Origin of the sequence: Streptomyces sp. NPDC021356, from assembly GCF_040641015.1 — a bacterium.
Lineage (GTDB): Bacteria > Actinomycetota > Actinomycetes > Streptomycetales > Streptomycetaceae > Streptomyces.
Genome location: NZ_JBFACU010000033.1, coordinates 17747 through 43144, shown reverse-complemented (window position 1 = coordinate 43144; position 25398 = coordinate 17747). Strand labels below are relative to the sequence as shown.

The following is a 25398-nucleotide window of genomic DNA, read 5'->3' as shown; positions in this document are numbered from 1 at the left end:
CGGATGGCAGCCGAGCCCGAGATCCTGGCGGAACTGCAGCGGTTGCGAGCCCGCGTCCCGCAGCTCACCGGCGCACTCGCCGCGAGCGTCGACGGGCTCGTCCTGGCCCACGACACACCGGGCGTGGAACCGGAGGGCCTGGCCGCCCTCACCGCGACCGCGCTCGGCGTGGCCGTGCGCATGGCGGACCTGACCGGCCGCGGCGCACTGCGCGAACTGCTCGTACGGGGTGTGCACGGCTACGTCGCCACCTACGCGGCGGGCCGCGGCGCCGTGCTGACGCTGCTCGCCGAGGACCGCGCCAACGTCGGCCGCCTGCACCTGGAAGGCCGCCGGGCCGGGACGCGCATCGGCGAACTGGTCGACGCCGCGATGGCGGCGGGCGGCCCCGCCGGAGCCCCGGCCAGACCGGCGAAACCGCCCGCGAGGGCCCCCGCCCCGCGGACCAGGACCCCACGCGCCACCCGCACCACAGGAAGCACCACCGGAAGCGCCACCGACAGCTGACAGAAGAAACAGAAGCAGCCAGCAGACAGCAGAAAGAGAGACCGGCCATGGCCAACACCGAGACCTGCCTTAAGGAAGCGCTCGCCTCCATCGAGGGCGCCACCGGGGTCGCGCTCGTCGACTACACCAGCGGCATGGCGCTGGGCACGATGGGCGGCAGCAAGACCTTCGACCTGAACGTCGCCGCCGCCGGCAACACCGATGTCGTACGGGCCAAGATGCGCACCATGGAACACCTCGGCCTCAAGGGGCAGATCGAGGACATCCTGATCACCCTGACCGACCAGTACCACGTGATCCGTCTGATCGCCGGGCGCGGCGGCAACGGCCTCTTCCTCTACCTGGTACTGGACGCGAAGCGGGCCAACCTGGCGATGGCCCGCCACCAGTTGAAGCGGATCGAGGAGGACCTGGAGGTCTGAGCCGTACGGCGCCGTACCGCCCTGCCGCCGGGCCTCCTAGACGAGGGCCGCGGTGCGGCGGCGGGCACCTCCGGGGGCCGCGTCGCCCGCCGCGGTGCCCGTGCTGCGGTAGCCCCTGACCGCCTTGCCCGCGGGGCGCCCGCCGCCGGGGCCGAGCCAGTCCACGCGCACCCACAGCAGGGCGTCCCCGGCCCGCTCGCGCCGCCCGAGCCAGGCGGCCTTGAGCCGCAGCCCGGTCCCGGCGCCCGCCAGCAGCATGCCGCCGGCCGCCGGCAGGACGAAGGAGCTGCCCAGTGCGGCCACGAACGCCAGCAGCAGCCACCAGCGGTGCCCCCGGCGCCAGGCGCGGGCGGTGACCGCCCGGTCCTGGAGCACGTCGTGCCGTCCGGCGCGGGCGGCGCCGTGGGCGAGCACGGTGTAGCGGCGGCGCCGGACGAGGGCCACGACGGCCGCGGTCACGAGGAACAACACGGCTCCCGACAGCACCCCGATCCGCCGCCCGGTCAGCCCCGGCGGCACCGCCCCGGCCCCTGCCGCGACCACCCCGAGCCACCACATCGGTGCCGCCCCGGCCCGTACGACGACGGCCACCCGGGCCAGTCCCCGACCTCCACGGTCCCCGCGCGTTCCGCGTGCCACGTGCTGCCTCCTTCTCGCCCCGGCACACTCGAATCAGTCCGGGCGGGAGGCTAGCGAGCGTTCGTGAGACGAGTCTGAGAGCAGCGGGGAGACCTCTCGGACCCGGGCCCTCCCAGACGCAGAGCGCCTCAGCCCTCTCGGGTCCCTCAGCCCTCTCTGGCCCTTCAGCCCTCTCGGGTCCCTCAGTCCCCAGGGACCCTCAGTCCCCAGGGCCTCTCAGTCCCCAGGGCCTCTCAGTCCTCGAAGAGGCCGCGCGCCGCCGCCTTCGCGTCGAACTCCTCCAGCCGTGCCTGCGCGTCGGGCAGGTCGTCGCACATGGCCTCGAGGAGCACCCGGCCCAGCAGCATCGGCGCGCAGGCGGTGTCGAAGGCGAGTCCGGTGCCGACGGCCGCGGGCAGCAGCAGGTCGGAGTGGCGGGCGACCGGCGCGAACGCCGAGTCCGCGACGGTGACGACGGCCAGGCCGGCTTCCTTGGCGTAGGCGAGGGTGTCCACCACCTCACGCGGGTGGCGCGGCAGCGCGAAGCAGAGCAGCGCCGACGCCCCGGCCCGTACGGCGCCGTCGATACGGTCCTGGATCATCGTGCCGCCCTCGTCGAGCAGCCGTACGTCCGGGTGGACCTTGCGGGCGAAGTACGCGAAGCCGTAGGCCTGGGAGGCCGCGGCCCGCAGCCCGAGGACGGGCAGCGGGCGCGAGGCGGCGAGGAGGCGGCCCGCCTCCCGCACCGGCCCGGGATCGGCGAGCGCCTCGGCCAGGTGCCGCAGGTTCTCGATCTCCGCCTCGACGGCCTGCTGGTACTCGTTGGCCGAGATGGGGCGGTCCGCCGGTTCGGCGGGCGCGACCTCGCGCAGGTGCCGGCGCAGGGCCGGGTAGCCGTCGAAGCCGAGGGCGACCGCGAAGCGGGTGACCGACGGCTGGCTGACCCCGGCGAGTTCGGCCAGCTCGACGCTGGACAGGAACGGCACCTCGGCGGCGCGCCGGACCATGCTGTGCGCGATGCGCCGCTGGGTCGGCGTGAGCCGGTGCCCCTCGAAGAGCGCCTGCAGCCGTGCGGCAGGGCTGTCGGTCACGCTCATGCCGTGCTCCCCCTCCAGAAGTCGTCGACGCCCCGGGAGAGTACTCCCCGACCAGTTCCTATTCAGACACCAAGAACTCTGCATGAGGTCATACAGTCCCGGCAAGGGAACGACCAAGTGTCGCCCAGTCTGCACGGAACGTGATCGATCGTGTGCTAATCGTGAACGGACGCGGTGTGCGCGACCCCTGCGACCGCGGTCCGGCCCCCACCCGGGGCCGTTGTGACGGCCACCGCCGTCGGCGTTCTTGCCGCAGCCGCAGCACGGGCGACGCCGACGGCGGCCGGCCCCCGGCGAGCAGGGGGGCTAGCCCCAGTGCGGCGGGCGGCCGGGCTCCCTAGCCTGGAGCGCATGACGGGAATGGACGCGCGCGACGCCGACCTGAAGAAGGAACTCGACGCCACCCTGCAGGCCCGCAGGGAGCTGGGCGCGGAGTACGAGTCCGAGCTGGTCGAATCGTTCCTGGAGAAGGTCGACCAGCGCATCGACGGCGCCGTCGAGCGGCGGCTGCGGCGTCAGACGGCCGAGCAGCAGATGACGGCGACCCGCAGCGCCCGGTCGCCCCGGGCCACCGACTCCTTCGGCGAGCGCTTCGGCTTCGGCATCGTCTCGCTCGTGCTGGCCGTGCCGCTCTCCGCCATCGGCGCCGGCACCGCTCACCTGCCCGGGCTCATCGTCGCCTGGGCCGGGATCGTCGGCGTCAACGCCGTCCAGGCCGCCCGCACCAACCCGGGCCTCTTCGCCCGGCGCCGCCGCTCCTCCGGGAGCGACGACTGGGACGACTGATCCGAAGGTGCGCGGGGACCGCCGCACCCCCGACACCGGGGGGCGGGACGACGGCGGTCCCCGCGAGGGGCGCGGGCCGGGTCAGGCCGGGCCCTGCGCCCGGGGCGTCCATGGAGGTCCGGGAGCCGCTCCGGAGGTCCTTGACGCCGTATCGGGTCGCCGGCCCAAAGGACGTGCCCTCCCGGAGCGCGTCGTCACGCCCGGGCGGTGGGTCCGCCTCCCCGCCGGCACCCACCACTGTTCCGGACGCGTGTTAAGCGGGTGCTGCGGGCACATGACACGCTCGTAGCGCTTGCGCGACCGCGCCTCGGGCGGAGGTCACCGCCTGTTCTTCGCAGCCGCCCGCCGTTCGACGGGCGTTCGCTACTGCTTCCCGCCCTTCGCGAGGAAGGCCAGCAGGTCCTGCCGGCTGACCACGCCGGTCGGCTTGCCCTCCACCAGGACGATCGCCGCGTCGGCCGTGCCGAGCACCGACATGAGGTCGGCGACCGGCTCACCGGAGCCGACCTGCGGCAGCGGGGCGCACAGGTGCTTCTCCAGCGGGTCCTCCAGGGACGCGCGCTTGGTGAACAGCGCGTCCAGCAGCTCGCGCTCGACGACGGAGCCGACCACCTCGGCGGCCATGACGTCGGGGTGACCGGCGCCCGGCTTCACGATGGGCATCTGCGAGACGCCGTACTCGCGCAGCACCTCGATGGCCTGGCCGACGGTCTCGTCCGGGTGCATGTGCACGAGGGAGGGGATGGAACCGCCCTCCTTGTCGCTGAGCACGTCACCGACGCGGGCGCTCGGGCCCTCGTCCTCCAGGAAGCCGTAGTCGGCCATCCACTCGTCGTTGAAGATCTTCGAGAGGTACCCGCGCCCGCTGTCCGGCAGCAGCACCACGACGACGTCGTCCGGGCCCAGCCGCCCGGCCACCTCCAGCGCCGCGACGACCGCCATGCCGCAGGAGCCGCCGACCAGGAGGCCCTCCTCCTTGGCCAGGCGGCGGGTCATCTGGAAGGAGTCCTTGTCGGAGACGGCCACGATCTCGTCGGCGACGTCCCGGTCGTAGGCGGTGGGCCAGAAGTCCTCGCCGACGCCCTCGACGAGGTACGGCCGCCCGGAGCCGCCGGAGTACACCGAGCCCTCGGGGTCGGCGCCGACGACCTTGACCCGGCCGTCGCTGGCGTCCTTCAGGTAGCGGCCGGTGCCGGAGATGGTGCCGCCGGTGCCGACGCCCGCCACGAAGTGGGTGATCCGCCCCTCCGTCTGCTCCCACAGCTCGGGGCCGGTGGAGTGATAGTGCGAGAGGGGGTTGTTCGGGTTGGAGTACTGGTCGGGCTTCCAGGCGCCGGGCGTCTCACGGACGAGGCGGTCGGAGACGTTGTAGTAGGAGTCCGGGTGCTCGGGCGCCACGGCCGTCGGGCACACCACGACCTCCGCGCCGTACGCGCGCAGCACGTTGATCTTGTCGGTGGAGACCTTGTCCGGGCACACGAAGATGCACTTGTAGCCCTTCTGCTGGGCCACGATGGCCAGGCCGACACCGGTGTTCCCGCTGGTCGGCTCGACGATCGTGCCGCCCGGCTTCAGCTCGCCGCTCTTCTCGGCCGCCTCGATCATGCGCAGGGCGATGCGGTCCTTCACGGAGCCGCCCGGGTTGAAGTACTCGACCTTGGCCAGGACGGTCGCCTTGATGCCCCTGGTGACGCTGTTGAGCCGCACCAGCGGCGTGTTGCCGACGAGGCTGATCATCGAGTCGTGGATTTGCACCGTTGTCTCCGGTTGCTGCAAAAGGTGTGGTCGTGGTGGTTCCGCCAGCCTAGGGCCTGTCCGGCGGATCAAGTCGCAGGAAAGATACGGCGCCCTGTATGCCCACGTGAGCGGGGTGTGGTGCGTGCAGCTGCAAGGCGGAGGAGGGAGTCATGGCGGAGTCATGGCGGAGTCATGGCGACCGACGACGACGCCGCTGGGGGTCCCCCCTGCTCGAAGAGCCTGGGGGAGTGCGTGCCACACCCCGCGTCTGCGGCATGATCCGCCGGACAGGCCCTACAGGCCGGCAATACGCGCGGGGCGGGCGTGCACTCCCTGTCGAGATTGGGCGACGGTCGGTACGGGGCAAGGAGTGGGTGAGGCTATGCGGGAGGTGGCGGCGGCATGACGAGCATGTCGAGGGCGAGGGCGGCCCGGCGGATCGCGGCCGGCGCGGCGTACGGCGGCGGGGGGCTCGGACTGGTCGGGGCCGCCGCCCTGGGGCTGCTGGTGGCCGAGGCGCAGATGGCCCGGCGCCACGTGGGCAACGGCACGGACGACCACGTACCGGTCGCGGCCGGGCTGTACGGACATGTGTACGACGCTCCCGGCGAACCGCCACTGCGGCTGACCATGCTCGGTGACTCCACGGCCGCGGGGCAGGGCGTCCACCGGGCCGGGCAGACACCGGGCGCGCTGCTGGCGTCCGGGCTCGCGGCGGTGGCCGAGCGTCCGGTGCGGCTGCGCAACGTGGCGGTGCCCGGCGCCCGGTCCGACGACCTGGACCGGCAGGTGGCGCTGGTGCTCGCCGACCCGGCCGAGGCACCGGACGTCTGCGTGATCATGATCGGGGCGAACGACGTCACCCACCGGATGCCGCCCACGCGCTCGGTGCGCCACCTGTCGGCGGCGGTACGGCGGCTGCGCACGGCCGGTGCGGAGGTGGTGGTCGGCACCTGTCCCGACCTGGGCACGATCGAGCCGGTGCAGCAGCCGCTGCGCTGGCTGGCCCGCCGGGCCTCACGGCAGCTGGCCGCGGCGCAGACGATCGGGGTGGTGGAGCAGGGGGGCCGCACCGTGTCCCTGGGCGACCTGCTGGGCCCGGAGTTCGCGGCCAACCCGCGGGAGCTGTTCGGCCCCGACAACTACCACCCGTCCGCCGAGGGGTACGCCACGGCGGCGATGGCGGTCCTGCCGACGGTGTGCGCGGCACTGGAACTGTGGCCGGCGGAGGAGGAACGCCCGGACGTGTCGCGCCGCGAGGGGTTCCTGCCGGTGGCCCGGGCGGCGGCGGAGGCGGCCTCCGAGGCCGGTACGGAGGTCACCGCGGCGATGCCCACCGGTCCCCGAGGCCCCTGGGCCCTCCTCAAACGGCGCCGCCGCCGGCGGGTCCCCGAACCCCAGCCGTCCCAGGTCACCCCGTCCGCGTGACCGGGTCGTCACGGAAAGGCACCCCGCTGGCAAAGCAAGCGCTTAGAAAACTGCGGTCAGGGTCACACCGCCATACCCGTGACCAGGACCATACGTACGGGTAACTTCCCATCCAGCCCTGCCCGTCCACTCCCCCTCCCGTGGAGCCGTGATGCCCGAAGCCGTCATCGTCTCGACCGCCCGCTCCCCCATCGGCCGCGCCGGCAAGGGGTCCCTCAAAGACCTGCGCCCCGACGACCTGACCGCGACGATCGTCCAGGCGGCGCTCGCCAAGATCCCCGAGCTGGACCCGCGGGACATCGACGACCTGATGCTCGGCTGCGGTCTGCCCGGCGGCGAGCAGGGCCACAACCTCGGCCGGATCGTCGCCGTGCAGATGGGCATGGACCACCTGCCCGGCTGCACGATCACCCGGTACTGCTCCTCCTCGCTGCAGACCTCCCGCATGGCGCTGCACGCCATCAAGGCGGGCGAGGGCGACGTGTTCGTCTCGGCCGGTGTCGAGATGGTCTCCCGCTTCGGCAAGGGCAGCTCCGACGGGCTCCCGGACACCCACAACCCGCTCTTCGCCGAGGCCGAGGCCCGTACCGCCGCCGTGGCCCGGTCCGAGGGCTCCACCTGGCACGACCCGCGCGAGGACGGCCTGGTCCCGGACGCCTACATCGCGATGGGCCAGACCGCCGAGAACCTGGCCCGCCTCAAGGGCATCACGCGCCAGGACATGGACGAGTTCGGCGTCCGCTCGCAGAACCTGGCCGAGGAGGCCGTCAAGAACGGCTTCTGGGAGCGGGAGATCACCCCGGTGACGCTGCCCGACGGGACGGTCGTCGGCAAGGACGACGGCCCGCGCGCCGGGGTCACCATGGAGGGCGTGGCCGGCCTCAAGCCGGTCTTCCGGCCCGACGGCCTGGTCACCGCCGGCAACTGCTGCCCGCTCAACGACGGCGCCGCCGCGCTCGTCATCATGTCCGACACCAAGGCCCGCGAGCTGGGCCTGACCCCGCTCGCCCGGATCGTCTCCACGGGCGTGTCCGGCCTGTCCCCGGAGATCATGGGCCTCGGCCCGGTCGAGGCCAGCAAGCAGGCGCTGAAGCGGGCCGGCCTGACCATCGACGACATCGACCTGGTCGAGATCAACGAGGCGTTCGCCGCCCAGGTGATCCCCTCCTACCGCGACCTCGGCATCGACCTCGACAAGCTCAACGTCAACGGCGGCGCCATCGCGGTCGGCCACCCCTTCGGCATGACCGGCGCCCGCATCACCGGCACGCTGATCAACTCGCTGCAGTTCCACGACAAGCAGTTCGGCCTGGAGACGATGTGCGTCGGCGGCGGCCAGGGCATGGCGATGGTCGTCGAACGCCTCAGCTGACCCTCGCGCCCCTCCCGCAACACCACTTGATGAACCGTCAGTGGTTGCCATAGCACCGACCGTGAGCAAACGGCCCGGAATCCGGAAAACTCCCGGATTCCGGGCCGTTCCGTGATCCAATCTCCCCCAGAGTGTGACCTATCTCCCTCGGGGAGGAGATCTCCGCAGGTCAGCGATGGCCCCTCAGGCGGCTCAAGCGTCCCGCGCGCCACATTCCTGTCCGTTTCGTGACGTTACGCACTGACAGCTAGATAGTCCGCCCTTCAAGCTGATGTAGGAAGTCGGGGGTCGACCATGAACCCGGGAGTACGTCAGTGAGCGCCATGCCCATCGCCCTGCTGCTCACCACGGCCGCCACCGGCGCCGTGGGCGTCGCCGTCCTGCGCACCTTGTTCGCCCTGCGCCGCCAGGTGACCGCACTGCAGAACCAGCTCGCGGAGAACCACGCCGCCACCGCGCGCGCCCTCCTGCCCGCGGCCCGCGGCCAAACGGACACCGAGCAGATACGCGGCGCCGTGGTCCAGGCGCTCGCGGAGGAGCGGGAGCGGGAACTGGCCGAGGCGCGCGCCTTCTGGGCCGCCCAGGAGGCCCGCGACGCCGCCGACACCCCGTCCCTGCTCGGGCTGCCCGACAGTGAGCTGTTCCTGCCGCGCCAGGCCGATCTGGCCGGCCTGGAGTTCCTGGAGCCGGTGACCGAGTCCGGCGGGGAGGCCGACGAGTTCTCCGGCCTGTCCGGCAAGGACGCCGCGGCGGGCGTCGCGGGCGACTCCCCGGAGCTGGCCGCGGCCCGCCGCCGCCACCCCTCGCATCCGGACTTCACCCCGCACCCGTCCCCGGTCGTCGGCGACCACGAGCGCACGGTCGCCACGCTGGAGGAGCTGGCCGACTCCCGGGTGGAGCTGGCCGACGTCCGCCCGGGCCCGCTGGGCACCCTCGACGTCTACGTCTTCGTCGACGGCACGACGCTGTGCATGACCCCGGGCCACCGCGAGACCGCGGAGCGGCTGGCCGCGGCCCTGCAGGCGGGCGAGTCCCCGGTCCTGCTCGGCGGCTCGGGCGTGTCCGGCGCCTACACCCTGACCTTCGCCTGCGGCGAGGAAAACGTGTACATCCTGGCGGACCGGGTCATCGCCTCACTGTGACCGGCGCCGCCGGCCTGCCGGCGGCCGCGCCGGTGGCCTCGCGCGGGTGTTCACACGCCCGCGCGTTTCTGTGCCTCCTCCACCAGGCGCACCGCCTCCTCGACCTCGGCCTCGCTCGTGAGGACGAGCGCCAGATCGTGTCCGGCGACGGTCACCTGGTCCGCCGCCGCGAACATCCCGGCGTCGGGCATCTGGCGCGGCTCGGCCCCGGGGTCCTCCAGCAGTTGCGCCCGCCGGGCGAACTCCCTGGCCAGTCCCAAGGCCTCGGCGGCGCCCGCCCGCTGCAGCCGGCTCTGCGGCGCCGCCCTCAGACGGTCGGCGAAGTGATCCACTGCCCGGGTCAGAGATGTCGTGTCCACCACGCCGCGAGACTACGCGCCGCACCCGGACTGTTGCCAACGCGCGCACGCTCAGGCACGGTGACGTGAAGGACCGGCTTCGATAGCGTCCGGAGGCGCCGATGTCCCAAGTCTTCTCCGAAGAGACCCACCGCAACCTGCTCGCCCGCATCCCCCAGTGCACCGGTCGTGAGCTGTCCGACTGGCTGCGCACCGTCGAAGAAGGCCCCGCCCTCTGCTTCGAGGAACGGCTCAGCTGGCTCCGTCAGGAGCACAACCTCGCGTACGGCCACGCGAAGGCGATCATCCACGAGTACGACCTGAGGAGGGCGGCGCGCAAACTGCTCTAGCGGGCGCGCATCAGGGTGAACACGTACGCGTCTCCCGTCCCCGCGGGGACCCCGTACGTGCGCGAGGGCCCCGGCCGAAGCCGGGGCCCTCGCGCGTGCCGTGCCCGCTGCGGCGCGGGCGAGGCGCTAGTCGTTGCTGTTGAGGATCGCGATGAGCCGCAGGAACTCCATGTAGATCCACACCAGCGTCAGCGTGAGGCCGAAGGCCGCGAGCCAGGCCTCCTGGCGCGGGGCGCCGTAGGCGACACCGTCCTCGACCTGCTTGAAGTCGAGGGCGAGGAAGCAGGCACCGAGCAGCACGCCGATGACGCCGAAGACGATGCCGAGGCCGCCGCTGCGGAAGCCGAGGCCGTCGCCGCCGCCGAACACGGCGAACAGCGTGTTGACCACCATCAGCAGCACGAAGCCGAGCGCGGCGGCCATCACGAAGCCGTAGAACCGGCGGTTGACGCGGATCCAGCCCGCCTTGTACGCGACCAGGACGGCGGCGAAGACCGCCATCGTGCCGATCACGGCCTGCATGGCCGCACCGCTCGCGATGCGGTTGTCGACCACGCTGGAGAGCACGCCGAGGAAGACACCCTCGAACGCCGCGTAGGCCAGGATCAGCGCGGGCGAGGCCTTGCGCTTGAAGGACTGCACGAAGCCCAGCACCATCGCGATCAGCGCGGCGCCGATCCCGAGGCCGTAGGAACGGCTGATGTGGGCGTCGTCGACCGGCAGCAGCGCCCAGGCGAGCGCGGCCGTGACGACCAGCACGCCGAGGGTGGACGCCGTACGGGTGACGACGTCGTCCATCGTCATCCGGCCGGTGGTGGCCGGCGCCTGCGGGGGCGTGCCGTACTGCACGTCCTGCTGCGCGTAGGGGTTCTGAGCGTAAGGGTTCTGCGCGTAGGGGTTACCGCTCTGCTGGGCGTACGGATTGCCCTGCGCGTACGGATCACCCTGCGTGCCGACTGCGGGGCCCCCGGCCTGCGGCGCGGTGTTGAAGCCCGCGTAGCCGTTGTCGCGGCTGAACCCCCGTCGCGAGAAGACCGGGTTTCTGCTCCTCATCTCACTCCTCCATGGCCGCACGTCGCGGCCTTGGCTCAAGAGTAATGGAACGGCAAAGGATCGACCCTACTACCTGGGAAGGATCTTTCCCTCGTCCTGCTGCGGAACACGCTACGCGGGCGGGTGATTCCCGGCGACGGCCGGGGCCATTCATGACCGATCCGGGACACGGCCGGAATCGGACGGAGATCCACCGGGGTCCGGCACCGGCCGGGGCCGGCCGAGCGGGAAGCCGTGTAGGCCTCGGCGAGGTCCGCCCCGGCGGCCCGGCAGGACGCGATCGGCTCCAGCCGCGCCAGTTGCAGGCGCTCCTCGAAGCCCGTGGGATCCGGCGCCCGGTGCAGCATCGTCGTCATGTCGTAGCTGAACCGCTCCGCCTGCCGGACGCGCCGCAGGCAGGTCGCCGAGTAGGCGTCCGGCAGTTCGTCGGAGCCGGTCCGCCCGCGGTGCGCCAGCGCCCGCGCGAAGGTGACGACGTCGCCGACGGCGAGGTGCAGTCCCTTGGCCCCGGTCGGCGGGACGATGTGGGCGGCGTCCCCGGCGAGGAAGAGCCGGCCGTGGCGCATGGGCTCGCGGACGTAGGACCGCATGGGGGTCACCGACTTCTGGGTGATCGGCCCGCGGTGGCGGCGCCTGGCGAACCGCAGTTCGCAACGTTCGTCAAGTGAAATTCTCTTCACTGCGTTGCCCGAGTTTCCGTCCGCGTCCGTCCGGTGTCAATGGTCCGCGCGCCCGGCCCCGGTGGCACCAGGGCGGCGCGGGCAGGGGCCCCTGGGCGCACCGAGCACTGGGGAGAGTGAATTCGCCCGCGAAGAAGGCGGCGGAGACGGGGAAAAACGGCGCCTTCCGGATAAGGCCGAAGGAAAGGCGCCGTTGAGGCGGTTGTGCCCGGAACCGGACTTGAACCGGTACGCCCGCGAGGGGCAGCGAGGTTTAAGCTCGCCGTGTCTGCATTCCACCATCCGGGCAGGCCATGGGCTCCGCGCTGAGATTCCGAGCCTATCGGGAGGCACCCTTCGGGCACCGGGCAGGCGGACCGATGTTGTCTTATTTTATTGACGTCTGAGGGTGCATCAGCACTCGGTAGAGGCCATCGGCACTTGCCAACAGCCTTGCGGCCGACAGGCGGCCGTGTACGCGAAATGACGGAATTTCACCGTCCGAACAAGGACGCTCCACCTGTTCCTGACCTCCCGCTTCGGGGCGCAGGCGGCCGCGCCGCTCTCAGGGACCGGTCTCATCCCCAGGTATGACACGGACGCCCCCGGTCCGACCCGAGTCGCCCCCCGGAACCGGAACAGCGGCTGACTCCACGCACCGGATCGCCGGGGACGATGGAAGACGTCCCAGAAAACCGGGTACCGCGGACACCGAGCACCGCGTACCGAGACACGTCCTCGTCCCGACAGGAGCACCCACCCGTGACCACCTCTTCCATCGCCGGACGCGCCACCGCCGTGGCCGCGCGCGCCACGGATCTGTCGAAGATCTACGGACAGGGCGAGACCCAGGTGGTCGCCCTCGACCGGGTCTCCGTCGACTTCGCGCAGGCCGAGTTCACCGCGATCATGGGCCCCTCCGGGTCCGGCAAGTCCACGCTGATGCACTGCGTGGCGGGCCTGGACACCTTCTCCTCCGGTTCGGTGCGCATCGGCGACACGGAGCTGGGCTCCCTGAAGGACAAGCAGCTCACCAAGTTGCGCCGGGACAAGATCGGGTTCATCTTCCAGGCGTTCAACCTGCTGCCGACGCTGACGGGGCTGGAGAACATCACGCTGCCCATGGACATCGCGGGCCGCAAGCCGGACAAGCAGTGGCTGGACCGCGTCATCGACATGGTGGGCCTGTCCGGGCGCCTGGGCCACCGGCCCTCGCAGCTCTCCGGCGGCCAGCAGCAGCGCGTCGCCGTCGCGCGGGCCCTGGCGTCCAGGCCGGACATCATCTTCGGCGACGAGCCCACCGGAAACCTCGACTCCCGCTCGGGCGCCGAGGTGCTGGGCTTCCTGCGCAACTCCGTGCGCGAGCTGGGCCAGACCGTGGTGATGGTCACCCACGACCCGGTGGCGGCGGCCTACGCGGACCGCGTGGTGTTCCTCGCGGACGGCCGGATCGTGGACCAGGTGTACGGGCCGACGGCGGACGCCGTCCTGGACCGCATGAAGCAGTTCGACGCCAAGGGCCGCACCAGCTGAACCACCGGCCCGGCACCCACGGGCCGCACCGGCCGAACCGCCGTCCCGGCACCGGAGGCCGCACCGGCCGCCCCGCCTCGCCCCCCACCTCGTACACCTGGACTGAGACAACCCATGTTCCGCACCGCCTTGCGCAACGTTCTCGCGCACAAAGCCCGGCTCCTCATGACCGTGCTCGCCGTGATGCTCGGCGTCGCCTTCGTGTCGGGGACCCTGGTCTTCACCAACACCATCTCCGACGCCTACCAGAACAGTTCCGCCAAGGGCTTCGGCCACGTCGACGTGGCCGTCGAGGCCAAGTACCAGGACAGCGAGGGCGACCGGGTCGGCAGCGCCCCCGACCTGACCCAGGCGCTGCTGGAGCGCAGCTCCCGGGTTCCGGGCGCGGCCTCGGCGCTCGGCGTGGTCAAGGGCTTCACCGCGATCGCCGACAAGGACGGCAAGCTGATCGGCAACGGCTTCCAGTCCCAGGGCGGCAACTACGCGGGCACGAAGGACCCCCGCTACCCGCTGGCCTCCGGCACCGCCCCGCACGGCAAGGACCAGGTGCTCATCGACTCCGAGACCGCCCGCCGGGCCGGTTACCGGGTCGGCGACAAGGTGCGCGTCTCCGTGGACGGCCCGGTCCTCACCCCCACCGTCAGCGGCATCTTCACCACCGACGACGGCAACGTCGCCGCCGGCGGCAGCCTCGCCCTGTTCGACACGGCCACCGCCCAGAAGCTGTTCGGCAAGCCGGGCACGTACGACGAGATCGACGTGAAGGCGAAGCCGGGCGTCGGCCAGGCGGCCCTGAAGGCGCAACTGGACGCGGCGCTGCCCAAGGGCAAGACGGAGACCACCACAGCACAGAAGCTCGCCGACGACCAGGCGAAGGCGATCTCCTCGTCGATGAGCAGCATGAAGCAGGGCCTGCTGGTCTTCGCGGGCATCGCGCTCTTCGTCGGCACGTTCATCATCGCCAACACGTTCACCATGCTGGTCGCCCAGCGCACCAAGGAGCTGGCGCTGCTGCGCGCGGTGGGCGCCTCCCGCCGCCAGGTCACCCGGTCCGTGCTGATCGAGGCCTTCGTGGTGGGCGCGGTCGCCGCCGTGACGGGTCTGCTGGCCGGTATCGGCATCGGTGCCGGGCTCAGGTCGCTGCTGGGGTCGTTCGGGGCGACCGTGCCCGACGGGCCGCTGGTCATCACGCCCGGCACGATCGCCGCCGCGCTCGCCGTCGGCGTCCTCGTGACCATGCTGGCCGCGTGGCTGCCCGGCCGCCGCGCCGCGAAGATCCCGCCGGTCGCGGCGATGAGCAGCCTGCACGCCCAGGCCACCACCAAGTCCCTGGTGCTGCGCAACACCCTGGGCGCCCTGTTCTCGGCGGCCGGCATCGTGGTGGTCCTCGCGGCGACCACGATGGACTCCGACTCCGCCCAGGCCCCGATGGGACTCGGCGCGGTGCTGCTGATCATCGGCGTGTTCATCCTGACCCCGCTGCTGTCGCGCCCGCTGATCGCCGCCGCGGCCCCGGTGCTGCGCCTGTTCGGCGTCTCCGGCAAGCTGGCCCGGCAGAACTCGGTGCGCAACCCGCGCCGTACGGCGGCCACCGCCTCCGCGCTGATGATCGGGCTGACCCTGATCACCGGGATGACGGTGATGGCGGGCAGCCTCCAGCAGGCGATCGACAAGATGGCGTCGTCCGCGATCCGCGCCGACTACGTGGTGTCGATGGCCAACGGCCACGACCTCTCCCCGGACGTCGACAAGAAGCTGAGCGGCGCCGAGGGCGTCACCGCGACCAGCCCGCTGCGCAACGCGCCCTCCCGCATCGGCGGCGAGACCGAGTACCTGACCGGCGTCGACGGCGCGGCGATCGGCAAGCTGACCGACCTGAAGGTGCAGGACGGTTCCTTCACGGTCGGCGGCACCCGGGTCGTGGTCGACGACAAGACCGCGAAGGACCACCACTGGACGGCGGGGTCGGGCTTCACCGTCCACTACGAGGACGGCCGCCGGCAGAAGCTGACGGTCTCCGGGGTCTACGAGGGCAACGAGATGATGCGCGGGATCATGCTCGACAACGCCACCCTCGCCCCGCACCAGACCGACGCGACCGACATGCAGGTCATGGTCAAGACGGCCGACGGCGCCTCCGAGGCCGCCAAGGACAAGCTCGTCAAGGCGCTCGGCTCCAACCCGGCGATCCAGGTCCAGAGCAAGAAGGACATCTCCGACGGCATCGCGAAGGAGTTCACGCTGATGCTGAACATGCTCTACGGCCTGCTCGCCATGGCGGTGATCGTGGCGGTCCTCGGGGTCATCAACACCCTGGCGATGTCGGTCTTCGAGCGTTCGCAGGAGATCGGGATGCTCCGCGCGATCGGCCTGGACCGCAAGGGCATCAAGCGGATGGTCCGCCTGGAGTCCCTGGTGATCGCCCTGTTCGGCGGGGTCCTCGGAATCGGCCTCGGCGTGTTCTTCGGCTGGGCGGTCGGTCAGCTGATCGGCGCCAAGATGCCGACGTACGAACTGATCCTGCCCTGGGGCCGGATGGCGGTCTTCCTGGTGCTGGCGGCGGCGGTCGGTGTCCTGGCCGCCCTGTGGCCGGCCCGCCGCGCCGCCCGCCTGAACATGCTCCAGGCCATCAAGTCGGAGTGACACGGCCGCGGTGACACCGCACGCATGGGCGAGGGGTCCGTTCCGGCCGGAACGGACCCCTCGCGCATCGGTGCGCGCCCCGCCGGCTATGCGCCGGACGCGCCCCATGTGCGGGCGCGCAGCGGCATCCCCGGGTCACCCGATTCGGGCGTCTTCACGGCGAGCACCTGGTTGACGCCGATGCGGTTGCGCTCGAAGGCGAGCGCGGAGGCCGCCATGTACAGCCGCCAGACGCGGGCGCGGCCGGGGCTGGTGAGCCGTACGGCGCGGTCCCAGTCCGCCTCCAGGTTGGCCACCCAGCGGCGCAGGGTGAGCGCGTAGTGCTCGCGGATCGCCTCCACGTCGCGCACCTCGAACCCGGCGCGCTCCAGTTGGGTGACGGTGGTGCCGATCGGGGCGAGTTCGCCGTCCGGGAAGACGTAGGCGTCGATGAACTCGTCCACCCGGTACGCCGACTCGTCGCGCTGCGGGCGGCGGCCGATCTGGTGGTTGAGGAGCCGCCCGCCGGGCTTGAGCAGGGCGTACAGGTCGTTGGTGTACTCCAGGTAGCGGGCGGCGCCGACGTGTTCGGCCATGCCGATGGAGGAGATGGCGTCGTACGGTCCGTCGGAGACGTCCCGGTAGTCCTGGACGCGGATCTCCACCCGGTCGGTCAGCCCCTCGTCGGCGACTCGCTTCCTGGCGTACGCCGCCTGCTCCTGCGAGAGGGTGACGCCGACGACGCTCACGCCGTGCTCGCGGGCCGCGTGGATGGCCATGGAGCCCCAGCCGCAGCCCACGTCGAGCAGTCGCTGACCGGGCTTCAGGTCGAGCTTGCGGCTGATGAGTTCGAGCTTGTCGCGCTGGGCCTCTTCGAGGGTGGCGCCCGGCTCCGGGGCCGGCCAGTAGGCGCAGGAGTACACCATGGAGGGGCCGAGGACGAGTTCGTAGAAGTCGTTGCCGACGTCGTAGTGGTGGCTGATGGCCCGTCTGTCGGTGCGCTTGGTGTGCAGATGGCCGGGGCGGCGGACCTCCTCGGCGGGCGGGGCGGGCGGCAGCGGCGGACCGGCCATCTTCACCAGACCGGCAACCGCGGACCGCACCGACGGGTCGCGCAGCGCCCGGGTGAGGCCGGGGGCGTCCTCGCCGCGTTCCCAGATCAGTCCGGAGAGCAGGCCGAGGGCGGTGTAGAGGTCTCCCTCCACGGTCAGGTCACCGGAGACCCAGGCACGGGCCAGGCCCAGTTCCCCGGGCTTGAACAGCAGCCGGCGCAGGGCACGGCGGTTGCGTACAACGAGTACGGGCGCCCCGGGCGGCCCCGCCTCCGTACCGTCCCAGGCGCGGATGCGCACCGGGATCGGTGTTCCCAGCAACTGTTCGAGCAGTCTCGTGAGCCGCAGCGCGGCGTCGGGCATGGTGCACACCTCCGTGACGGCGAACGCCGGATGTCATCCACCACGTAAACACCACGAGGGCTCCCGCGCAGTCCCGCAAGCGGGTTACGACTGGGCAAAGTAGATGCAGCAACCACGTATTCCGGTGTCCCGGGTCCGGCATCCGGAATGCGGCCCCCGGCGTTCGGGAACCCTCCGGGAACGCCGAAGGGGCCCCCCGCACCACGGATGGCGGGTGGCCCCTTCAGGGAGCGCGGCTCGGGGAGTACGGCTCGGTATGAGCGTCTCCGGGAGTGCGGCTCAGGGACTGCGACGGCCGGGCGTCAGGACGCCTTGGCCTTCTCCTCGGTCTTCGGCGCGGCGGCGACCGGGGCGGGCTTGGCGGCCTCGTAGAACTCCTCGCGGGGGTTCTCCATGGCGCCGAGCGAGACGACCTCGCGCTTGAGGAACATGCCGAGGGTCCAGTCCGCGAAGACGCGGATCTTGCGGTTCCAGGTCGGCATGGCCATGCCGTGGTAGCCGCGGTGCATGTACCAGGCGAGACGGCCCTTGAGCTTGATCTTCATCTTGCCCATGACGATCATCGCGACGCCCTTGTGCAGGCCGAGGCCCGCGACCGCGCCCTTGTTGGCGTGGCTGTAGTCCTTCTGCGGGAAGCCCCGCATACCGGAGACCACGTTGTCGCCGAGGACGCGGGCCTGGCGCAGCGCGTGCTGGGCGTTCGGCGGGCACCAGGCGTTCTCGTTGCCCGCCTTGCGGCCGACGAGGTCCGGGACCTGGGCGTTGTCGCCCGCGGCCCAGATGTAGTCGGTGCCCTGCACCTGGAGGGTCGGCGCGCAGTCGACGTGACCGCGCGGGCCGAGGGGCAGGCCGAAGCGGGAGAGCACCGGGTTGGGCTTGACGCCGGCCGTCCACACGATGGTGTTGGAGTCGACCTCGAGTCCGTTCTTCAACACGACGTGGCCGTCGACGCAGGAGTCCATGGAGGTGGAGAGGTAGATCTCCACACCGCGGCTCTCCAGGTGCTCCTTGCCGTACAGGCCGAGCTTGGGGCCGACCTCGGGGAGGATCTTGTCGGCGGCGTCGACCAGGATGAAGCGCATGTCCTCGCGGGACACGTTGGTGTAGTACTTGGCCGCGTCCCGGGCCATGTCCTCGACCTCACCGATGGTCTCCGCGCCGGCGAAGCCGCCGCCGACGAAGACGAAGGTGAGCGCCTTGCGGCGGATCTCCTCGTCGGTGGTCGAGTCGGCCTTGTCGAGCTGCTCGAGGACGTGGTTGCGCAGGCCGATGGACTCCTCGATGCCCTTCATGCCGATGCCCTGCTCGGCGAGGCCGGGGATCGGGAAGGTGCGGGAGACCGCGCCCATGGCGATGACCAGGTAGTCGAAGGGCAGCTCGTACGCCTCGCCGACCAGCGGGGCGATCGTGGCGACCTTGCGGTCCTGGTCGATGGTGGTGACCCGGCCGGTGAGGACCTCCGCCTTGGGGAGCACGCGTCGCAGCGGGACGACGACGTGACGCGGGGAGATGCTGCCGGCGGCGGCTTCGGGGAGGAAGGGCTGGTAGGTCATGTACGACCGGGGGTCGACGACCGTGACGGTCGCCTCTCCGTAGCGCATCTTCTTGAGAATGCGCCGAGCTGCGTACAGGCCTACGTACCCACCGCCTACTACGAGGATCCTGGGACGCTCCGTGGTGCTCATGGCATCGAGTATCCACCCGTCCCAGGGGGGTACCTCGTGCGCCCCTTCACAAGGTTCGCAAGTGCCTGTGTTAAACTCCGCGGCCCGCGTGACCGAGATCATGGCGGCGGAGGGGAACCGGGATCCGGTTCGGACCGTTGTCAAGGCCGCGTGAGCTGCCGCTCCGGCTCGCCGAGGGCCCGGCGAAGAGCCCTCCCGCCCCCCGTTCGCCACCCCCGTGCGGCGCTCCCCTGAGCACCCTCACCCTCCCGCTGAGCCCCCGTGGGGACCGCCGACACCCCTTGGGCGACGGCCCCGGAGCCAATTCCTTGTGAAGAACTTCACGAAGTTTTCCGACAAGGCGTCAAGGGGGCTACGCCACCGACCAGGCGATCCCGTCCAGGATGTCGTGCTCGCTGACCACGACCTCCTCGGCGCCGATGCGTTCCATGATCGAGAGCAGGACCAGGGCACCCGCTCCGATCACGTCCACCCGGCCCGGGTGCATCGACGGGATCGCCGCGCGCTCCGCGTGCGTGGCGTGCAGCAGGGACGTGGTGATCTCGCGGACGCGGTCGCGGGAGAGGCGGGAGTGGTGGATGCGCGCCGAGTCGTACTCGGGCAGGTCCTGCGCGATCGCCGACACGGTCGTCACCGACCCGGCCAGACCCACCAGCGTGTGCGCCTCGCGCAGCGGGACCGTCTCCTCGGCGAGGTCGAGGGCCGCCTCGATGTCGGCCCTTATGGCCGCGATCTGCTCCTCGGTGGGCGGGTCGCTCACCACGCCGCCCCGGACCAGGTGACGCTCGGTCATCCGGACGCAGCCCACGTCCACCGAGCGGGCGGCGCGCACGCGGTCGCCGCCCACCACGAACTCCGTGGAGCCGCCGCCGATGTCGACCACCAGGAACGGCTTGGCGAGGTCGTCACGCCCCGTCAGTTCCTTCGTCGCACCCGTGAACGAGAACTCCGCCTCCTGGTCGCCGGAGATGACCTCGGGCTCGACACCGAGGATGTCCACCACGCCGCGCACGAACTCGTCCCGGTTCTCGGCGTCGCGGGAGGCCGAGGTGGCCACGAAACGCAGCCGCTCGGCGCCGTACTCCTTGATGACCTGCGCGTACTCACGGCAGGCCGCGAAGGTGCGCGCCAGCGCCTCGGGGGCGAGCCGGCCGGTGCGGTCGACGCCCTGGCCGAGCCGCACGATCGTCATGCGCCGGTCGAGGTCGGTCAGTTCACCCGCTGCCGGATTCGCGTCCGCGACCAGCAGACGGATGGAGTTCGTACCGCAGTCGACGGCGGCGACCCGGGTCACTGGCTCTTCTCCTCGTGATCCTCGTGGTCCTCGTGATCCTCGGGCACCGTCACGCACGGGCCCTTCCGCCACCACTCGGGCAGCATCGCGATGGCCTCGTCGCCCAGCGGGTTCACGCCCGGTCCGGCGGCCAGCGAGTGCGCCACCAGGACGTGCAGGCACTTGACCCGGTCCGGCATGCCGCCCGCGCTCGGAAAGCCCGTCAGCTCCTCGATCGCGTCCCGGCGCCGGACGTAGTCCTCGTGCGCGGCCCGGTAGGCCGCCGCCAGCTCGGGGTCGGCGGCCAGCCGCTCGGTCATCTCCTTCATCACGCCGTCGGCCTCCAGCGTGCCGATCGCCGACGCGGCCCGCGGGCACGTCAGGTAGTACAGCGTCGGGAAGGGTGTGCCGTCGGGCAGCCGCGGGGCCGTCTCCACGACGTCCGGCTGCCCGCACGGGCAGCGGTGCGCGATCGCGCGCAGCCCGCGCGGCGGCCGTCCGAGCTGCTGCTTGAAGGCCTCGACGTCCGCGTCGGTGGGTTCGGTGCGCGGGGTGGGCGGCGGGGGCGTGTCCATGCCTGTGGGGAAATCTCTCTGTCGGTTCACTGGTGGGCGGCGTCGGCCTTGTCGACCCCGTACCAGACGTTGGTGTACCAGGGGCGGCGGGCCGCCCCCTGTTCGGCGCGGGACCGCTTGACCGGCCCCGGCTCGACCATGGTGTAGCCGGTCTCCCCGGGGAGCACGTAGTGCAGCCGCTGCCGGATCTGCTGCTCGGCGTAGGCGTCGTCCCGCCAGCGCGCCTTCAGGTCGCGCAACTGCTCGACCCGCTGCTGGGCCTGCGCCTTCTGCCGCCTGAGGTCGGCGATGTCGGCGCGCTGGGCGACGTACTGGCGCATCGGGTACGCGAGGGCGACCACCAGCGAGCACACGACGAGCGCGAGCAGCGCGGCGCGCCCGGTGAGCCGGGAGCGGCGGGCCTGCCGCCGGGACTGCGAGCGGTAGACACGGGCCGCGGTCTGCTCGCCGAGCACCCTGAGCCTGGTCGCGGTGGAGAACCGGTCCCGGTCCTTCACGGCCATCGTCGCGCCTCCCGTTGGTCACCTCGTACGTGCCGCACACGCGCGTACGTCCCCGGACACGGTACGGGACCGGGTGCGGGGACGTACGGACGACTGGCGAAGCCTCACCCTTTGCGGCTCGGCCCGGCCGTGGCGCGGCTCAGCCCTTCAGGCGTGGTGCGGCTCAGCCCTTCAGGCGTGGTGCGGCTCAGCCCTTCAGGCGTGGTGCGGCTCAGCCCTTGAAGCGCGGGAAGGCGCTGCGGCCGGCGTACACCGCGGCGTCGTCGAGGATCTCCTCGATGCGCAGCAGCTGGTTGTACTTGGCGACGCGCTCGGAGCGGGCCGGGGCGCCGGTCTTGATCTGGCCGCAGTTGGTGGCGACGGCGAGGTCGGCGATGGTGACGTCCTCGGTCTCGCCGGAGCGGTGGGACATCATGCACTTGAAGCCGTTGCGCTGGGCCAGCTCGACGGCGTCCAGGGTCTCGGTCAGCGAACCGATCTGGTTCACCTTCACCAGCAGGGCGTTGGCGGTGCCCTCCTCGATGCCGCGGGCCAGGCGCTCGGGGTTGGTGACGAACAGGTCGTCACCGACGATCTGGACCTTCTCGCCGAGGCGGTCGGTGAGGACCTTCCAGCCGTCCCAGTCGTCCTCGAACAGCGGGTCCTCGATGGAGACCAGCGGGTAGGCCGCGACCAGCTCCTCGTAGTACTCCGTCATCTCGGCGGCGGAGCGCTCCTTGCCCTCGAAGAGGTACTTGCCGTCCTTGTAGAACTCGGAGGCGGCGACGTCGAGGGCCAGGGCGATCTGCTCGCCCGGGGCGTAACCGGCTTCCTTGACGGCCTCGAGGATGAGGTCGAGGGCCTCGCGGTTGGAGCCGAGGTTCGGGGCGAAGCCGCCCTCGTCGCCGAGGCCGGTGGCCAGACCCTTGTTCTTCAGGACCTTCTTGAGGGTGTGGTAGACCTCGGCGCCCCAGCGCAGGGCCTCGGAGAAGGACTCCGCGCCGATCGGGGCGATCATGAACTCCTGGATGTCCACGTTGGAGTCGGCGTGCGAGCCGCCGTTCAGGATGTTCATCATCGGCACCGGAAGCAGGTGCGCGTTGGGGCCGCCCAGGTAGCGGAAGAGCGGGAGGTCGGAGGCCTCGGAGGCGGCGTGGGCGACGGCGAGCGAGACGCCGAGGATGGCGTTGGCGCCGAGCGAGCCCTTGTTGTCGGTGGCGTCCAGGTCGAACATGGCCTGGTCGATCAGGCGCTGCTCGGTGGCGTCGTAGCCGACCAGCTCCGGGCCGATCTGCTCGATCACGGCGAGGACGGCCTTCTCGACGCCCTTGCCCTGGTAGCGGTTCGGGTCACCGTCGCGCAGCTCGATGGCCTCGAAGGCGCCGGTGGATGCGCCGGAGGGGACGGCGGCACGACCCGTGCTGCCGTCGTCGAGGCCGACCTCGACCTCGACCGTGGGGTTGCCTCGGGAGTCCAGGATTTCCCGGGCTACGACGACGTCGATGGACGGCACGAGCATCTCCTTCGTGGATGTGACGCTGAAAGTGCGGGGCGGCTGCCTTGCGGCGGTGCCTTGCGACTAGAGCCTAACCGTCCCGGGCCGCCGACCGGCCGACCGACCGTCCCGTGGACAGGGTGACGGTACACATTGTTCCAGCACGGAACAAAGGGCGTGGGGACGAGGACACGAACGGAAAGTGAAAAAGCCCCGCCCCGGTGCGTACGGGGGAACACGCACCGGGGCGGGGAGCCCGTGGGGACGGGGGGGACCCCACGCGGCCTCCATGATGGGGGCCGCGCCTGGGGAGGGCCTGGGGTCCTGCTAGCGGGCCGCTGTCACTTCAGGTGCAGCTGCTGGCCCGGGTAGATGAGGTCGGCGTCGTCGACGATGTCCTTGTTCAGGTGGAACAGCTTCTCCCAGCCGCCCTGCACGCCGTGCTCGGCGGCGATGGAGCTGAGGGTGTCACCGGCGGCCACCTTGTACTCGCCGTCGCCCTTCTTGACCTTCTTGCCGGTCGGGGTGGTGACGGTCTTCTTCGGGGCCGGACGCGTCTCGGAACGGTCGGCGGCACGCTGCTCGGTCGAACGGGTCGAGGTGCTGCTCTTGGAGCTGCTGGAGCTGCTGCTCGACGAGGACGACGAAGAGGAAGAGGAGGAAGAGGAGGACGACGAGGAGCTGCTGCCGCCGCTGGAGGAGGCGCCGGACAGGCCCTTGCCGCAGACCGGCCAGGCACCCTTGCCCTGGCCCGCGAGCACCTTCTCGGCGACGGAGATCTGCTGCGACTTGCTCGCCAGGTCGGCGCGCGAGGCGTAGGCGGTGCCGCCGTACGCGGCCCAGGTGGAGTTGGTGAACTGCAGGCCGCCGTAGAAGCCGTTGCCGGTGTTGATGGACCAGTTGCCGCCGGACTCGCACTGGGCGACCGCGTCCCACTCGGAGGAGGTGGCGGCGGAGGCGTTGCCGGCCGCCATCAGCGGGCCGGCGACGGCGACGCCGGTGACACCGGCGAGTGCGATGGCGCGGGTGGCCTTGGACGGACGACGATGCTTGCCCTTGCCGGAAAACAGCATGGAAGGATCCCCTCACCGACGCCTGCGAGGTGAGCTGTCGGGTTCGGGCCGGTTGAGTTGCCCGGCCGTGCCTTTGGGGAGGCACGGCTTCACCCCCAGCCGCTCCGGTCGACTTCCCGGCGCGGCACTTACCTTGGGTCCCCCGCTCCTGCCTACGGCGCTCGAAGCGACGACTGTTCCCGTACGGCCGCTGGCAGGATTCGGCGTTGCGGCAGCCGGGGCTCGCGGTGGCGAGCGGTCATGACCGTAGACAGGTGATCCGCCGGATTTCAAAGACGATCAGGGCTTCTGAGACTCATCCCACACTTTCATCGAATGGGACATTCGGCGCGAAGTGTGACCTGAACTCGCCTTATTTTTGGGCGTTTTCGGTGGGGACATCCAGGCTCTGACCGGCGACGATGTGGTCGGGGTCGGCGCCGACGGCGCCCTTGTTCGCGTCGTAGAGGGCGTGCCATCCGCCGTGGAGGTCAAGGGAGTCGGCGATGGACGTGAGGGAGTCACCGGTGCGGACGGTGTAGGAGGCGGCGGAGGCGGTGTGCGCGGCGCCTCCGTCACGGGAGGCGTGCCGGCCGCCCGTCGCGCCCGTACGGCCCTCCGTGGCCCCTTCGTCGGCGCTGCCGCCGCGATGCCGGCCGCCGCCGAGCGCACCGGTGTCGACTAGGGCCGAGGAGCCGGCGGTCTGCCTGTAGTCGTCAGCGGAACCGGAGTTGTCGTGACCGACGGTGTCACCGGCACCCGCCGAGGGGGTGCCCTCGGGCGTCCCGTCAGCGTGGGACGTGTCGGACTTGGACCAGTTGCCCTGATTCGGAGATGAAGGGTCCGAAGAATCCGAGGAGCCCGAAGAGTCTGAAGAGTCCGAAGGGGAAGGCTTCGTGGTGGAGTCGCCCGGGGCACCGGTCCCGTGCGACGAGCCGGCGGTCCCGCGGGGGTTCGCCGAGGAGTCGGACGAACCGGACGAGTCGTCCGTACCGCTCTGCGTATCGTCGGACAGCCCGGGGTCGTTCACGCCGGAGCTGCCGGAACCGCCCGAGCCGTCGGAGTCGCCGGTTCGGCCGGTGTCGTCGGAGGAGCCGGACGAGCCCGACGTGCCGGATGTCCCGGTCGATCCGGTCGATCCGGTGGAGTGCGACGAACCGGAAGACCCGGTGGAGCCGTTCGAGCCGGACTTCGAGTTCGAGGACGACGAGTCGCCGCCCACGCCCGTGTCGACATCGGCCGCACCGGAGCTCTTGGTGAGCCCGGTGAGCAGACCGCAGGTGTGCCAGGCGCCGGGCCCGCGGTCGGCGAGGATCTTCTCGGCCACGGCTATCTGCTGGGAGCGGCTGGCCTGGTCGGCGCTCGACGCGTAGGAGAGGCCGCCGTACTTCTCCCAGTCGTCCTGGGTCAGCAGCAGGCCGCCGGAGTAGCCGTTGCCGTTGTCGGCGCTCCAGGAGCCGCCGGTCTCGCACTGGGCCACCTTGTCCCACGTGGTGCCGTCGGCCGCGCTCGCGCCACTGGCGGCGACCAGCGGGATGGCGATGGCCGATCCGGTCACTCCGGCGGCGACGATGAGGGCCGGAGCCTGACGGGGGCGACGGTGACGACCGTTCCCGGAGAGCATGCGGAGACCTTTCGCGCGACAGCAGTGACCGCGCGGCGGCGGGGCGGGGACGCCCCGGCGTCACGCTGATGGGTGAAAGTATCGGGTGACGATCACTTGTCACAAGTTAATGCCGCGCAGATCACGTGAACAT

The 25398-nt window shown here is 71.4% G+C and carries 23 protein-coding genes, 1 tRNA gene and 1 riboswitch; of the genes, 9 read left to right on the top strand and 15 right to left on the bottom strand.

What is annotated here, in order from left to right; translation table 11 throughout:
- Window positions 1-3: 3 nt before the first annotated feature.
- Window positions 4-507: a roadblock/LC7 domain-containing protein gene (locus AB0G56_RS32980; protein WP_360976824.1), complete on the top strand. Its 504-nt coding sequence runs from the start codon at window positions 4-6 to the stop codon at window positions 505-507.
- A gap of 47 nt (window positions 508-554) precedes the next feature.
- Complete coding sequence (locus tag AB0G56_RS32975; RefSeq protein ID WP_360976821.1) at window positions 555-929, top strand: hypothetical protein; 375 nt, start codon at window positions 555-557, stop codon at window positions 927-929.
- 36 nt (window positions 930-965) lie between these two features.
- On the opposite strand, the gene AB0G56_RS32970 is transcribed toward AB0G56_RS32975, so the two are convergent.
- Both AB0G56_RS32970 and AB0G56_RS32965 read right to left on the bottom strand, forming a co-directional pair.
- Window positions 966-1487, bottom strand: coding sequence for a hypothetical protein (locus AB0G56_RS32970; RefSeq protein WP_360976960.1), 522 nt, complete (start codon window positions 1485-1487; stop codon window positions 966-968).
- Between the two features lie 314 nt (window positions 1488-1801).
- A complete protein-coding gene (locus AB0G56_RS32965; protein ID WP_360976818.1) occupies window positions 1802-2644 on the bottom strand; it encodes a MurR/RpiR family transcriptional regulator in 843 nt (280 codons plus the stop codon).
- A gap of 360 nt (window positions 2645-3004) precedes the next feature.
- On the opposite strand from AB0G56_RS32965, the gene AB0G56_RS32960 reads away from it, so the two are divergent.
- Window positions 3005-3430, top strand: a complete 426-nt coding sequence (locus AB0G56_RS32960) for a hypothetical protein (RefSeq protein ID WP_360976957.1) — start codon at window positions 3005-3007, stop codon at window positions 3428-3430.
- 363 nt (window positions 3431-3793) lie between these two features.
- On the opposite strand, the gene AB0G56_RS32955 is transcribed toward AB0G56_RS32960, so the two are convergent.
- Complete coding sequence (locus AB0G56_RS32955; RefSeq protein ID WP_360976815.1) at window positions 3794-5185, bottom strand: cystathionine beta-synthase; 1392 nt, start codon at window positions 5183-5185, stop codon at window positions 3794-3796.
- Window positions 5186-5569: 384 nt separating this feature from the next.
- Here AB0G56_RS32955 and AB0G56_RS32950 point away from each other — a divergent pair, with 384 nt between their 5' ends.
- The 3 genes from AB0G56_RS32950 to AB0G56_RS32940 all read left to right on the top strand — a co-directional run bounded on the left by AB0G56_RS32950 (window position 5570) and on the right by AB0G56_RS32940 (window position 9109).
- Complete coding sequence (locus AB0G56_RS32950) at window positions 5570-6595, top strand: SGNH/GDSL hydrolase family protein (RefSeq protein ID WP_360976812.1); 1026 nt, start codon at window positions 5570-5572, stop codon at window positions 6593-6595.
- A gap of 151 nt (window positions 6596-6746) precedes the next feature.
- Window positions 6747-7967, top strand: coding sequence for an acetyl-CoA C-acetyltransferase (locus tag AB0G56_RS32945; RefSeq protein WP_360976810.1), 1221 nt, complete (start codon window positions 6747-6749; stop codon window positions 7965-7967).
- A 314-nt stretch (window positions 7968-8281) separates the two neighbouring features.
- Window positions 8282-9109 carry a hypothetical protein gene (locus tag AB0G56_RS32940; protein ID WP_360976807.1) on the top strand — a complete coding sequence of 276 codons (828 nt, stop codon included), beginning with the start codon at window positions 8282-8284 and terminating at the stop codon, window positions 9107-9109.
- Between the two features lie 50 nt (window positions 9110-9159).
- Here AB0G56_RS32940 and AB0G56_RS32935 read toward each other — a convergent pair whose 3' ends face one another.
- Window positions 9160-9471: a hypothetical protein gene (locus AB0G56_RS32935; RefSeq protein ID WP_360976804.1), complete on the bottom strand. Its 312-nt coding sequence runs from the start codon at window positions 9469-9471 to the stop codon at window positions 9160-9162.
- Window positions 9472-9569: 98 nt separating this feature from the next.
- Here AB0G56_RS32935 and AB0G56_RS32930 point away from each other — a divergent pair, with 98 nt between their 5' ends.
- Window positions 9570-9797 carry a DUF4287 domain-containing protein gene (locus AB0G56_RS32930; protein ID WP_360976801.1) on the top strand — a complete coding sequence of 76 codons (228 nt, stop codon included), beginning with the start codon at window positions 9570-9572 and terminating at the stop codon, window positions 9795-9797.
- Between the two features lie 126 nt (window positions 9798-9923).
- Here the strand turns inward: AB0G56_RS32930 and AB0G56_RS32925 are convergent, their stop codons facing one another.
- The 3 genes from AB0G56_RS32925 to AB0G56_RS32915 form a co-directional block, all read right to left on the bottom strand.
- Window positions 9924-10850, bottom strand: coding sequence for a Bax inhibitor-1/YccA family protein (locus AB0G56_RS32925; RefSeq protein ID WP_360976798.1), 927 nt, complete (start codon window positions 10848-10850; stop codon window positions 9924-9926).
- Window positions 10851-10885: 35 nt separating this feature from the next.
- Entirely contained in the window at window positions 10886-11530 is a 645-nt protein-coding gene (locus AB0G56_RS32920) for an FAD-dependent monooxygenase (RefSeq protein WP_360976795.1), read from the bottom strand.
- 205 nt (window positions 11531-11735) lie between these two features.
- Window positions 11736-11818: transfer RNA gene (locus AB0G56_RS32915), tRNA-Leu, on the bottom strand.
- A gap of 453 nt (window positions 11819-12271) precedes the next feature.
- Here AB0G56_RS32915 and AB0G56_RS32910 point away from each other — a divergent pair.
- Both AB0G56_RS32910 and AB0G56_RS32905 read left to right on the top strand, forming a co-directional pair.
- Complete coding sequence (locus AB0G56_RS32910; protein WP_360976792.1) at window positions 12272-13042, top strand: ABC transporter ATP-binding protein; 771 nt, start codon at window positions 12272-12274, stop codon at window positions 13040-13042.
- Window positions 13043-13156: 114 nt separating this feature from the next.
- Entirely contained in the window at window positions 13157-15685 is a 2529-nt protein-coding gene (locus AB0G56_RS32905; RefSeq protein ID WP_360976789.1) for an FtsX-like permease family protein, read from the top strand.
- 86 nt (window positions 15686-15771) lie between these two features.
- Here AB0G56_RS32905 and AB0G56_RS32900 read toward each other — a convergent pair whose 3' ends face one another.
- From AB0G56_RS32900 to AB0G56_RS32865, 8 genes are all read right to left on the bottom strand, one after another.
- On the bottom strand, window positions 15772-17079 hold the full coding sequence (locus AB0G56_RS32900; protein WP_360976786.1) for a cyclopropane-fatty-acyl-phospholipid synthase family protein: 1308 nt from the start codon (window positions 17077-17079) through the stop codon (window positions 15772-15774).
- 302 nt (window positions 17080-17381) lie between these two features.
- Window positions 17382-18764, bottom strand: coding sequence for an NAD(P)/FAD-dependent oxidoreductase (locus AB0G56_RS32895; RefSeq protein WP_360976783.1), 1383 nt, complete (start codon window positions 18762-18764; stop codon window positions 17382-17384).
- A 352-nt stretch (window positions 18765-19116) separates the two neighbouring features.
- Window positions 19117-20058: a Ppx/GppA phosphatase family protein gene (locus tag AB0G56_RS32890; protein ID WP_360976780.1), complete on the bottom strand. Its 942-nt coding sequence runs from the start codon at window positions 20056-20058 to the stop codon at window positions 19117-19119.
- Entirely contained in the window at window positions 20055-20612 is a 558-nt protein-coding gene (locus AB0G56_RS32885; protein WP_360976777.1) for a DUF501 domain-containing protein, read from the bottom strand. Before AB0G56_RS32885 ends, AB0G56_RS32890 begins: the two co-directional genes overlap by 4 nt.
- A gap of 26 nt (window positions 20613-20638) precedes the next feature.
- The gene (locus AB0G56_RS32880) at window positions 20639-21115 is read right to left on the bottom strand and encodes a septum formation initiator family protein (RefSeq protein ID WP_360976774.1); all 477 of its coding nucleotides are present in this window, start codon (window positions 21113-21115) and stop codon (window positions 20639-20641) included.
- A gap of 211 nt (window positions 21116-21326) precedes the next feature.
- Window positions 21327-22607, bottom strand: coding sequence for a phosphopyruvate hydratase (eno, locus tag AB0G56_RS32875; RefSeq protein ID WP_360976771.1), 1281 nt, complete (start codon window positions 22605-22607; stop codon window positions 21327-21329).
- A 323-nt stretch (window positions 22608-22930) separates the two neighbouring features.
- Window positions 22931-23662 carry a transglycosylase family protein gene (locus tag AB0G56_RS32870; RefSeq protein ID WP_360976768.1) on the bottom strand — a complete coding sequence of 244 codons (732 nt, stop codon included), beginning with the start codon at window positions 23660-23662 and terminating at the stop codon, window positions 22931-22933.
- Between the two features lie 4 nt (window positions 23663-23666).
- Window positions 23667-23832, bottom strand: a riboswitch (cyclic di-AMP (ydaO/yuaA leader).
- 182 nt (window positions 23833-24014) lie between these two features.
- Window positions 24015-25265, bottom strand: coding sequence for a transglycosylase family protein (locus tag AB0G56_RS32865; RefSeq protein WP_360976766.1), 1251 nt, complete (start codon window positions 25263-25265; stop codon window positions 24015-24017).
- Between the last annotated feature and the right edge of the window lie 133 nt (window positions 25266-25398).